The organism is Leptothoe sp. ISB3NOV94-8A, assembly GCF_043421595.1.
Taxonomy (GTDB): domain Bacteria; phylum Cyanobacteriota; class Cyanobacteriia; order Phormidesmidales; family Phormidesmidaceae; genus Leptothoe; species Leptothoe turfae.
Genome location: NZ_JAXSQW010000001.1, coordinates 3643206 through 3655252, shown reverse-complemented (window position 1 = coordinate 3655252; position 12047 = coordinate 3643206). Strand labels below are relative to the sequence as shown.

At 46.9% G+C, this 12047-nt stretch carries 10 protein-coding genes; 6 read left to right on the top strand and 4 right to left on the bottom strand.

Features of this window, described 5'->3' with window-relative positions:
* Positions 1 to 39 precede the first annotated feature (39 nt).
* The 4 genes from SPB21_RS15440 to SPB21_RS15425 all read left to right on the top strand — a co-directional run bounded on the left by SPB21_RS15440 (position 40) and on the right by SPB21_RS15425 (position 4991).
* Positions 40 to 693: a PD-(D/E)XK nuclease family protein gene (locus SPB21_RS15440; RefSeq protein WP_499867073.1), complete on the top strand. Its 654-nt coding sequence runs from the start codon at positions 40 to 42 to the stop codon at positions 691 to 693.
* Between the two features lie 128 nt (positions 694 to 821).
* Positions 822 to 1169, top strand: a complete 348-nt coding sequence (locus SPB21_RS15435) for a phage holin family protein (RefSeq protein WP_006515272.1) — start codon at positions 822 to 824, stop codon at positions 1167 to 1169.
* A gap of 330 nt (positions 1170 to 1499) precedes the next feature.
* Positions 1500 to 3200 (top strand): ABC1 kinase family protein, encoded by a 1701-nt coding sequence (locus SPB21_RS15430; protein WP_163667762.1) that lies wholly within the window; start codon positions 1500 to 1502, stop codon positions 3198 to 3200.
* A gap of 456 nt (positions 3201 to 3656) precedes the next feature.
* Entirely contained in the window at positions 3657 to 4991 is a 1335-nt protein-coding gene (locus tag SPB21_RS15425) for an HlyD family secretion protein (RefSeq protein ID WP_499867072.1), read from the top strand.
* Positions 4992 to 5367: 376 nt separating this feature from the next.
* Here SPB21_RS15425 and SPB21_RS15420 read toward each other — a convergent pair whose 3' ends face one another.
* The 3 genes from SPB21_RS15420 to SPB21_RS15410 all read right to left on the bottom strand — a co-directional run bounded on the left by SPB21_RS15420 (position 5368) and on the right by SPB21_RS15410 (position 8851).
* On the bottom strand, positions 5368 to 5571 hold the full coding sequence (locus SPB21_RS15420) for a hypothetical protein (RefSeq protein WP_163667768.1): 204 nt from the start codon (positions 5569 to 5571) through the stop codon (positions 5368 to 5370).
* Positions 5572 to 6185: 614 nt separating this feature from the next.
* Positions 6186 to 8162 carry a sensor histidine kinase gene (locus SPB21_RS15415; protein ID WP_499867071.1) on the bottom strand — a complete coding sequence of 659 codons (1977 nt, stop codon included), beginning with the start codon at positions 8160 to 8162 and terminating at the stop codon, positions 6186 to 6188.
* On the bottom strand, positions 8162 to 8851 hold the full coding sequence (locus tag SPB21_RS15410; protein ID WP_163667775.1) for a response regulator: 690 nt from the start codon (positions 8849 to 8851) through the stop codon (positions 8162 to 8164). The genes SPB21_RS15415 and SPB21_RS15410 overlap by 1 nt, the downstream gene beginning before the upstream one ends.
* Before the next feature lie 627 nt (positions 8852 to 9478).
* On the opposite strand from SPB21_RS15410, the gene SPB21_RS15405 reads away from it, so the two are divergent.
* Positions 9479 to 10402, top strand: coding sequence for a LysR family transcriptional regulator (locus SPB21_RS15405; RefSeq protein WP_163667778.1), 924 nt, complete (start codon positions 9479 to 9481; stop codon positions 10400 to 10402).
* Between the two features lie 122 nt (positions 10403 to 10524).
* Positions 10525 to 11259 carry a rhomboid family intramembrane serine protease gene (locus SPB21_RS15400; RefSeq protein WP_163667781.1) on the top strand — a complete coding sequence of 245 codons (735 nt, stop codon included), beginning with the start codon at positions 10525 to 10527 and terminating at the stop codon, positions 11257 to 11259.
* A gap of 22 nt (positions 11260 to 11281) precedes the next feature.
* Here the strand turns inward: SPB21_RS15400 and SPB21_RS15395 are convergent, their stop codons facing one another.
* Positions 11282 to 11983 carry a DUF2135 domain-containing protein gene (locus SPB21_RS15395; RefSeq protein ID WP_163697800.1) on the bottom strand — a complete coding sequence of 234 codons (702 nt, stop codon included), beginning with the start codon at positions 11981 to 11983 and terminating at the stop codon, positions 11282 to 11284.
* Positions 11984 to 12047 lie beyond the last annotated feature (64 nt).

The window sequence follows — 12047 nt, the reverse complement described above, 5'->3', positions numbered from 1 at the left end:
ACGTTTTTAGGATGAATTTTTCTTAGGGTAATTTGGTCAATGCTGCCCCATTACAAAGCGAAGCAGGTTTCGGTAAATCGTCGCCGGCATTACGAAATAGAAGGACAGCAACTGCCTGGAGTGACCACAGTCTTGTCAGCGACCAAGCCTTGGGAAGATAAAGAGCGTCTGTGGCGCTGGCGGGAGCGGGTGGGCGCTGAAGAAGCCAATCGCATTACCGCCAAAGCGTCACGATCTGGGACAAAAATTCACAAGGTGATTAAGGCCTATCTGCGTCAAGAAGACTGGGTGCTACCGGAGGGAACTGAAGGCTTTTGGGCATCTATTGAGCCGGTGCTCAAAAATATTGACGAAGTGCTTTTGGTGGAAGGAGCGGTGTGGCATCCACTTAAATTTGCTGGGTATCCAGATGCGCTCATGGTCTATGGGGGCCAGCTATTGGTCTGTGATTGGAAAACTGCACGACGTCCCAAACAACCAGAGTGGATTGAAGATTATTTTCTGCAGGTGGCGGCCTACTGCTGGGCGGTGAATTGGGTATATCGGGATTATGACATTAAGGTGGAGCGGGCGATGGTTGCGATCGCACTCGAAGATGCCTCGCCGCAACTTTTTACACTTACCCCAGACAAATTAGACCAACACTGGGGACAATTTCAGCAGCGACTACGCCAATATTACCGGCTGAAATAGCCGTAATTAAAGGCATTGCTCTTAACACTCCTTTAATTACGCATAGAGAAAAATTTGATATACTTCAGGCGAAACTGCTACGAGTAAACACGGATATTCCGTTATTATCGCCTCTAAGGAGCCCTGCCATGGACGTTCTCGTTCCCTTTATTGTTACCTGGTTGATTACCACCATTGCTCTGGTAATTATTACTTTTTTGCCCACTGGTGTAGAGTCTGATAGCTTCGGGAAAACAGCGATTACGGCCCTCGTTTTTGGTGTGCTGAATGGCGTTGTCAATATTGTTGCTGGCCTACCAGTTTTAGGGGGTGTGCTGTGGTTAGTAACCCTGGGGGGCCTGCTGCTAAACCTGATTCTATTCGGTCTGTCTGCCAAGCTAGTTGAGGGGTTTCGCCTACGCTGGGGCATCTGGAGTGCGATTATCGGTGCCTTTTTGCTATCGGTTATCACCTCTATCCTGAACGCTGTCATCTAAATATTTGCGCAGCCCCAACATATCTGCGCGGCCCCAACAACTGAGCCTTTTGCTGGTTTATTTTTTTGAAGTTGAGGTGAAATAAGGAAGGAGCCTCTAGGGGCTCCTTCCTTATTGTTTGTTGATTAACTAGAGTAGGACTCGTTATTCTCAGAGAAATCTAAATAAAAATGTAGTTATCTATACTATGATTAAGACATTTACTGTTGGATAGTGGGGCAGAATTTACCCAATATCCACATTGCTTAGGGCGAAGGCTGATGATACTCGTACCACCCAGGTGTCACTGTGCCTTCTTGACTGAGCGTTTGGCTTAGGAGATGAGAATGTATGGCTGAGCTTGAAAAGATGCGGCGGTACAATGCGGTTGCGATCGCAAACCACTATCGCTTTCGTCTTTGGACAGTGCTGTGGCGGGCACTTTCGGTGGTATTAATGCTTGGCAGTTTTCTCTTAGGACTGCTGTTTGATAAAGGTTTAGGGCGTCAAGACATCAATGAGCCCAAACGAGCATCTCAATTGCGACAGATATTAACGGATCTTGGTCCCACCTTTATCAAGGTTGGTCAGGCCCTCTCTACGCGCCCTGATTTAATCAACCCAAAATTTCTAGATGAGCTGATCAAGCTTCAAGATCAGCTTCCCCCTTTTGATAGCTATGTAGCGAGCCTAATTATTGAAAAAGAGTTAGGTCGCACCCCTGACGAAGTTTATAGCTACATATCGCCTGAGCCGGTGGCCGCGGCTAGTCTGGGTCAAGTATATAAAGCTCGCCTCTACTCTGGAGAAGAGGTTGCGGTAAAGGTTCAGCGCCCTGGATTAGTGCCGATCATTTGCCGCGATCTATATTTGATGCGTTGGGCTGCCGGTTGGATTGCCCCCTGGTTGCCCCTCAATCTGGGCCACGACCTCACCTTGATCGTGGATGAGTTCGGCTCCAAGCTCTTTGAGGAAATCGACTACTTAAATGAAGGTCGTAATGCGGAGGCCTTCGCGGCTAACTTTGCCGATGACCCCAGGGTCAAGGTGCCAGCAATTTACTGGCGCTATACCAGTACCAGGGTGCTGACGCTGGAGTGGATTGATGGCATTAAGCTAACCGACATCGAGCGGGTGCAAGCGGCTGGTTTAGACTCTGATGACCTGGTTGGCATTGGTGTTTCGTCAGGCCTTCGACAGCTGTTAGAGTTTGGCTTTTTCCACGCCGATCCCCATCCCGGCAACCTGTTTGCCATGCCCAATGGGGCCATGGCCTACATTGACTTTGGCATGATGGATCAGCTGAACCAGGATATGAAGGAAACTCTGGTGGACTCAGTTGTGCATCTAATCAACCAGGAATATGACAAGCTGGCCGATGATTTTGTCAAACTCGGTTTTCTCACCCCTGATGTCGATGTGCGGCCCATTGTGCCTGCTCTGCAAGCAGTTTTTGATGGTGCCATTGGTGCCAGTGTGAGTAACTTCAACTTTAAGAGCATCACCGATAGGTTTTCAGAGCTGGTATATGAATATCCCTTCCGAGTACCCGCCAAGTTTGCACTGATTATTCGTTCGTTGGTTACTCAAGAAGGTCTGGCCCTCACCCTCAATCCGGAATTTAAGATTGTGGAGATTGCCTATCCCTATGTGGCAAGGCGATTGCTAATGGGTGAAACCGAATCTCTGCGGCGGCGACTGATTGACGTTTTGTTCAAGGATGGCCGCTTCCAATGGCAGCGTCTGGAGAATATGATTCGCATTGCCCAAGGCGATCAGGGCTTTAACCTGATTCCCACCGCCGGGTTGGGGATGCAATTTTTAATGTCTGACGAAGGTCAGTATCTACGTCAGCAAATTTTGGCTGCCCTTACTGAGGACAATCGTTTGCACACCGAAGAGGTCGGGCGTTTGTGGGATTTGGTAAAGGACGATTTGCAGCCTGATCAGCTCTTTGATGCAGCCTGGAGTGCGTTAGCAGATTTCTCTCGCAGTCAGGCAGCGGCGCTAGTCCCAGCTGAGCTAACAGCTGTACTATCAGGCAATAATTAGCGCCACCATTGACTGAGAGAGCGAATATCTAAGGGTACTCCGAGCAGAGCTTGAGTCTGTCTCGCTGGTAATTGTTGTGTCAGTAGACATTAAAAATGGACAATCCTATAGGGGCATTCCCTTGTGGAGGTCGGCTGAGCGCACCGTCGAAGCCTGTCCTTCGACATCAGGCACTATCAGTCAGGATTTTGTATAGGTTTTTAGAACGGTTAACAGAACGTTCTGTTATCTGACGTTCTGTTATCTATCGAACCCATCTTCTTCAACAGTAATTTAGAGCTCAAGCACGGGAAAATCTGTCGACCCTTGTTGTGAGCTTAAAATATTCTCCTCCATAGTTGTTTTTGGTGATGCCTATTGACCCTGATGATTCAATAAATTCGTTAAGCTACATAGGGGCATCAATACTGGCTTGTGCTCTAGTAATCTCGGTTATTACCACGGAGTTATCAGCGAGTGAAATGGTTTTTTAAGCAGCGCCCTTTGCCATGGATTGTTGGCGGTGTTGCGATCGCAATTATTGGTATTGGCGCAGTCACCTTCCGGCGCTATCGTGCCAATACCTACGATGTTGATACGTTGACTGTGGCAGTAGAGGCCGCAGAAGTCACGATTCGCATCAATGCCAGTGGTGAGGTAGAAGCCTATCGCACAGTGAACCTGAGCCCTAAGAACTCGGGCATTGTGGATGAGCTGTTGGTTGAACAAGGAGACATCGTTGAGCAGGGGCAAGTTGTAGCCCGGATGGATATCGATGATTTGAATGCTCAACTGCGCCAAAACCAGGCCAATCTGGCAGAGGTAGAGGCTCAACTACAAGATTTGTTACAGGGGACAGATCGCCCAGAGCTGGCCCAGGCTGAGTCAAATCTGGAGGCGGTGAGAGCCCAGCTGGTGGATGCTGAGGCGCGATTGAGCCTGGTAGAGGGAGACTTGGATCGCGATCGGGACCTTTACAGCCAGGGGGCAATTTCTGCTCGCGAACTCGACAATAGTGAGAATGCTGTCGAGAGTGCCCTGGCCAATGTGCGCCAGCTTGAGGCCAGGGTGGTCGAAGCGCAACAACGGTTTGTAGATCTAGAAGATGATCCGGACCCGGAGGATGTTGCCCAGGCCACTGCCCGTGTTGAGCGCGCTAAAGGCCAAGTCTCAGCCGCTCAAACTCGCATCGACAACACCATTATCCGAGCCCCCTTTGCCGGGGTCGTGACCCAAAAATTTGCCACTGAGGGAGCCTTTGTCACGCCAACCACGTCAGCATCTGAAGCGGCTTCAGCCACATCTAGTGCTATTTTTGCGATCGCCGATGGTTTAGAAGTTGTTGCCGAAGTGCCTGAAGCCGATTTAGGTCAAATTCAAGTGGGTCAGGCGGTAGAGATTATATCGACAGCTTATCCAGAAAATCTGTTTAAGGGGACAGTGCGGCTGATTGCCCCAGAGGCCATTGAACGCCAAAATGTCACCATTTTTCAGGTGCGAATTCGCTTAGAGAATGGTCTAGAGCAGCTGCGCTCAAATATGAATGTCGATGTCGCCTTTCTCGGCAATCGCCTCACAGATGCTTTAGTCGTACCAGCGGTTGCTGTGGTTACCCAGGGTGGGGAAACCGGTGTGCTGGTACCTGGTGCAAACAATCAAAATATTCGTTTCCGTCCCGTCACCTTAGGGCCTCAGATCGGCAATCAAATCCAAATTTTAGATGGTGTCACGGCTGAGGACCGTGTGTTTGTGGATTTACCCCCTGGCCAAACCCTAGATAATCTCCGCTTTAACCGAGATGAGCAAGACTAGTTGTCGGTTCCACCCTCTTTTTCTCTACTCCTCACCCTTCGACAGGCTCAGGGCAAGCTCCCCACTGCCCTAATAAGAAAAAGGAGCAAAGACCACTAACGCCTAGTCTTCACTCCTTACTGTCACAGCAAAACTTGAAAAAATTGTCGCGGGTTATTTACTGAGCGCTTACATCTATCGACTAATGCAGGATATTAGCAGCAATCAGCTTCACAGCCTTGCTCGGGTCTAAGCTTGTGCCATAGGGACAACACCAGGCTTGCCAATAGCTCTGTACGCCGTGTTCTCATTGCTTTCATGGAAGATAGAACGATCATGGTGTTGTCCTCTGAACTCAAGATGGTGGGGGTTAGTGCTTATTCAAATGATTGCCCAGTTACTCAGCACTGCCTTCAGCGCTTGTTAACTCAATTAACAATTTTGTAGGTACGTCTTTTGTTTCCTTTTTCTTGGACTTAGGAGTTAAGACCTCAGAAAAGAGAAAGAAAGCGAGACAAACGGTAAAAAGTGGTAGAAAGGGCATTGCACAAGCTCCGAGAAAAGCAAAGGATGTTGAAAAAGCGGCATGACCATCAGACATCTGGAATTAATGATATGGATGGAAAATCAGCTAGCCATGCAGGAAAGTAAGCTGTATCACTGATGCTTTATCGAACAATCACAGAATAGCTAAGGCTTCTTTTCAAAACAATTTGCTTTTATGCAGACCTTTGTGGGCTTTTCTTCAGGCTTCTCAGATCTTCTCTCCAAAGCCCTTTGAACTTTTCTACAACGTTGTAGACACTTTACTAAAAAAGCGGGGTGATTTCCCATGAAATCACCCCGCTTCTGTGATTTAAATCATTTCCTAATGTGGATAGTTAACGGCTGGAGCCGAAACCACCATTACCATCACCAGAGCGTCCGGCGTCCGGGGGGGGGACATAGTTGGCACTAGCTGCACTATCCAATACAGAAATGATTGGCATTGAAATCAATGATGCTATGACAATATGGAGCCATAGTCTTTTAGTCACTCTTAAAGTAGTCGTTTTTATCACCTCCTAAATGTTACTAAGTGACACCTCATAAATACGTTCCTATTGTGTGTTGATCAGGGCTTAAATTCGAAGATAAATGTATTTAATTCCTAATCTTTATATGCTTACCTGATATTCAAAAGCAACACTTTAAAAACGGCTTTTAATTATTAAATTAAGTAGATATAGGGAAGGTTAATTGACATAGAAATCCCTTAGGTTTGTTGAGTCTATGGATAAATTGACCTCTCGTTAATTTAGAGACTTCCTTGCCAATGCGTGTTCCTTCTCCTGTTTCCACTTCATCAAGTTTTTCGCAAGGTCCGTTATCAGCTACGGTCAGCTCATAATGACTGTCTTTATGTTTCCCCGTTACGACTAGACGAGTTGAACCAACTGCATGTTTGCCAACATTACCGAGGGCTTCTTCTAAAAATCTACATAGCTTGCGTTTAACTTCAATGCTTAATTTCTCGGACTCAATTGGGTCAAACGATATGATGGTGAACTTAAGGTTAGAAAACCCTAATAATGGCCTTGATAACATGGCATCATAAACCTCTTGAAATAATTCGTGCAGAGGTATACCTAAATCAAACTTAGTGCCAGCGTAGCTAACGTCGAGGGTATGTTTGCGATCGCTAGCGTCCTGTTTAATCGAGTCACCTATGTAGCGAATTTCACGGTTGAGATCTTCTAGACTTAAACAAACTTCAGATAAATTAATAGTTTCGTCACGGGTTCGCCTGAGAAGATTTGCCAATGTTTGCAAGGGACCATTATGAATGGAGTCAAATACATTCTCAATTGTTTTTTGGCGTTGAGAATCTAATTGCTCAGACAACTGACGTTCCTTTTCGAGAGCTAGATTCCGTTGCGCCATTAGTTTTTCCCAGCGACGCTTATTCTGAGCATAGTTAATATAAATCAGTCCATTAGCCGTTGTAGATATCAGAGTCGCAGTCAGGGGCAGCCAAAAACCTAGATTTAGCAATAATAAATAGCTTAATAAAGTACCTGAAAAAATAACGATTGATAGGCTAATAATGTTGCTGATGACGTCCTTTGAGAATCTGCTACAGCTGATACCCAGTATTGAGAAAATGATTAAAAATATATACTGTGCAGATTGATGGGTTGAAATTAAAGGTCTTTGGGATTCAACTGCTTGGACTAATTGACTAATAATATGAGCTTGAATTTCAATGCCAGTCACTATCTGATCGTTATCGTTATCATTCAAACTACTTCTAAATACCCTGGTGAGAGGAACTGCAAATCCCGGTGATAGGCCCTCTAAATTGAGGATGATGATTTTATCTTTGATGAGCTCATCCTTGTTTGCTGATACCAGTAACTCCCTGGCACTGATCACTTTAAAAGGGGTGATCTGGCCTCTGTAGTTAATCAGGGTTTCAACGCCCTCTATTTCTCGCTCGGTATATCCATAAATAGGTCGGATACGCGGTATCTCAGCAGAACCAAAGCGCATGGTGCCTGTATCTTCGAGACCATTTGCCAACTCAATGGCTTCGCTTTCAGTATTTTGAACTCTGTTTTTGAAATACTCTCGAACTACTTGAACTGGAAAGGAAAATTTGAAGTCATTAGACTCTCCTTGAAACGAAGAGCCTAGTAAAGCTCGACGGACAGTGCCATCCCTATCAAAAATCAGATCGTTGAACCCTACCTGAGTAGATAATTGTTGGCTAGTGAGTCCTGGAATGGGTTCAGCAATGTTGGGGTCGCTATTTTCAACTGTGATCAAGTTGGAATGTTGATTGATAACAGATAGCAGTTCCTGGTGATCGCCTGTGATTCTATACGAAACAATATCGGTGCCAACAACAGCGGGGTCACTGTTGAAGATGTCTTCTAGAACGTTTGCCAGGGAGTCGGCAGTGATTGTGTAACCTTTATCAGCGGACCCTTCCACAAAGGGCTGACCAACTTGCACAATTGCAATTTTCTGATCTGGAGCTTCAATAGAAAGCCGGGTGTTGAGCGTAAAAAAACGATCTAGCACCATCAACTCTAGGGCGTGAAATGCGCCTAGAGTGCGGGCTCCCAAAACTGAAGCAATGATGCCAAAACCCCACAGGCTAGTTTTGAAGATATCTAAGACCCTGTCCCGGCGGCGTTGCTCCTCCATTAGTCCAGTAGCCCTCGCTCACGCGCCCGGATCTCAGTCAGGCTGCGCAAATTTTTGCCGTCTTTTTTATCAAGTTCAGGGTCAATTTCTAGAACGTCGTAGAGCTTGTTCCAATAGTGACGAATTGTGCTGGGTTGTACGTTTAATTTTTGGGCAATAGCTTTATCTTGCAACCCTTCGTGAAAAGCTAACGTAAGTACGTCTAACCACTCAGGTTTAAGTTCAATACCAGCCTGCAGAGCCTTGATGCCTCTAGTGTGGCTAAACCCTTTAAGGGCACCGTCAACCCGCTGAAAAATGTCCTGGCTGGACATGCTCTTATCGACGATGGTGAAGCCACCTTCATGACTATCGATCTCTGAACGAACTCTGACCAAAGCTTTAATGTAGGTACTTTGGACAGTAATATTTTGCTCTGGGTAATGTTTCATCACCTGCCTGAGCAGCTCAATGCCAGTTTCTACCTTGGCATCTTGTTGGTAGGCCTCAGGAATGGATAAATCTAAAACAACCAGGCTGAGGCGATGGTTGGCTAGCTGTTCTAGAGCTTCCTGGGCTGTCTTAGCGGTCAACAGCTCGTAGGTTGGATAGTGCTGCCGTAATATGTCGATGGTGCCGCTCAGTACAACCTGGTGGTCATCAACAATCAGGATTTTACCGGTAGTTGCTTCGTTGAATGTGGGGCCCATGGTTCATGTTCACTATCTATGGCTGCTGTAGATGCTAAAGCATTAACGGTCAATCGCCCCCGATCTCGGACTCGTTTTTGCTCGTTTAGGTGAGATGCACAAGGTTATGGCAAGCATTTCGTTGGTACCGATGACAGAGATCGTTCAAATATCAGAAAACCCTGTCTAATGGTGTATCTACACTAATTTTTCAGTAGCATTTTCGACAATAATCAAACCCTGCAATCTGTTTAATAAAAATTGCTATGAACCTTTGTAGAAAACTACAAAATGATGAAAATTCTTTGTTCGTAGCCACGATGACGGCGGGCTCCCCGCACTGCCATCCATCCAGAGGCAAAGGCTGCTTGGGGAACGCTATAAACCCTCCGGGCGAATGCTGATTAGACCCATGGTTGTCAGCGTTGTTAGCTATTTGCCCAATTTTCTAGTCTATGTCCGGCCAGCAAATAGATCAAATGATCTACTTCACGGGTTGCATAAAAGGTATAGATGAATTTAATCGATTTTATTGAGCACCCTAAGGCAATATTTAATATAGGCCGTATTCATACCCATAGTTTTAGACGACTTTAGGGGCTTTAACTTGGATGCGGTTTTAAGCATCGTCCAATTATTAGGTGCTCCATGGCCGAGAGCAATCCCAATCGACTCAAACTTTCCCAACTCAGGGCACTGGTGGCTATTGCTAAGACCGGTACTTTTAGTGATGCAGCGTTACAGTTAGAGCTATCGCAGTCGGCGGTGAGTCATGCGATCGCAACCCTAGAAACCGAGCTTGGTGTGATCCTTCTTAACCGAGGCCGCCAGGGGGCCGTCCTCACCCCCGTCGGCGAAGCCATCACAGCAGAAGCAGAGCAAGTGATGGACCGACTAGAAAAAATTTGTCAGCAGGCCCAGCTAGCGAAGGGGTTGCAATCAGGTCAGGTGCGCTTGGGGGGCTTCCGCAGTGTGGCCACCCACATTTTGCCAGCGGTGATCGAACGCTTTCGTCAGCAGTATCCCGGCATCAGTGTGACCATTGATGAGTTTAGTCATTACCACCTTGTCGAAGACTATCTACGCCAGGGACGTATTGATATTGGCTTTACTTATTTACCCACCAGTGCCGACTTTGAAGCATGGGAACTGCTGCGGGATGAATATGTGGTGTTATTGCCCCCTGCCGCTAAACCCATGGATGCTCAACTAACCTGGGAGCAATTATTTAAATATCCCTTAATTCAAACACCCCCTGGCGATGGCTGTCGCTACAACATTGAGCAATATTTAACCCGCCATGCTCAATCGATCAACTTTGCCTATGACGTGAGGGAAGATTCCACCATTGTCAGTATGGTAAGGCGGGGGTTGGGGGCAACCATTATGGCGAAGTTAGCCGCTGAACCTATCCCTGACGACATTACCGTTGCGCAGCTACCAGAACCCTTTGAACGGGTAATTGGGGTGGTAACCCTGGTGGATGCGCTACAGCCGCCTTCAGTGTTTGCCTTTTTGGACACCATTAAGGCTGTCTGGGGCGGCAAACCCATTGAACCTAAGGCTGCATAGAGGGATTGCATCTAGGTATGTCACCCCACAAAATGCCAAGAATTCAAAACTTAAAACTCAACATTCAAAACTCATCATTCATCACCGACAATGGGTAGGTAGCCAGCCTATCTAGCGTTTTTGTGGTTCCTTTAAACGACAATAATCCGACTCGCACAACGCCCTATGTGGTGTTTGTGATCATTGCCCTTAATGTTGCGATTTTTTTGTATGAGCTATCTCTTCAAGGCTCAGGAGAAGAGGCGCTTAATCAGTTTTTTACGGTATGGGCGATTGTCCCCGCTGAACTGACAGATAGCTTTGCTGGACGGGCTGCTAATCCCATAGGTGAATGGTTTACCCTGATTAGCTCTCAGTTTCTCCATGGGGGGCCTGCCCATCTGGGGGGTAACATGCTCTATCTATGGATTTTTGGCAATAACATCGAAGACCAAATGGGTCACCGACGCTTCATTCTGTTTTATCTGGCCTGTGGAGCGTTGGCAGGGTTGTCTCAGTGGATTTTTTCGCCAGGCTCGATGATTCCGACATTGGGGGCAAGCGGTGCGATCGCAGGAGTGATGGGAGCCTATATCATTCGCTTTCCTAAGGCCCAAATTCTCACACTGTTGCCTTTATTCTTTATCTTTACAACTGTTCGTATACCTGCGGTCTTTTTCCTAGGCTTTTGGTTTGTCATGCAAGCGTTTAACAGCATTGCTAGCCTGGGTGTCAGCGCAGATATGGGAACAGGCGGTGTTGCCTACTGGGCCCATGCCGGTGGATTTATTTTTGGTGTGGTTTTGGGACCGCTATTGGGTTTGTTTCCAGGGGGACCAGGGGGACGAGGTCCTTCAAACCAAAGCCGTCGTCGTTAGCCATTAGCTAGACCGTGCTTGTCTACAATTCTGGTAGGCCAAAATTAGGCAGCTCTAAATCATCCTTAGGTGCTTCATCGGTTCCTAGATCCGTTTCGTTGGAGCCTGTAACCGGCCCTACCTGAAACGGGTAGTCTACACCCAATCCTTCAGGTTTGCTCATGCCTTCATAGGTTGTTGTCACCCCATCATTCAAAATCGTCAGAGTGTAGGGGACTGCCAGATTTTCATAGGCGATATTTGCCGCATTGATATCGTTACTGGCCAGATCTTCTAAACTACAGGGGATAGCCAGGGTAACGTAAGCCAAATACTCGCCATCGGGAGCACTGCCTGTGGGCCAGAAGATATTTTCAACCGGAGAGAAATTTTGAGTTTGGCAAAAGCCATTGGCATCTACATCCAGTTGACCGCCTGAAGGCGATGTGGGAGAGCCAAAATCAACAATGCTTCCGGCTGGGTCAACGACGATGAGATCTAGATCATCGCTGGTATTCCAGCGCAACGTCACTTGCACATCACCGGTCTGTAAAACCGGTGCAACATTGCCGTCATTAGGGATGGTACAGAGTACACTCAGGTCATAAAATTCACCATTGCGATCTTGGATATAACAGCCGCTGTGGTCAATTTGGGCTAGAACGCTTGTGGTTGCTGCTTCCCAGAGACTAAGACCTAAAAAGAGTGGGATTGTTTTAAGCGCAGTGGCACCGATCTGTTTCATGATGTGTTGCACTATTAATTTTTCTGACATAAAGACTGTCTTGAGTAGTGCCTTTTCAAGAATT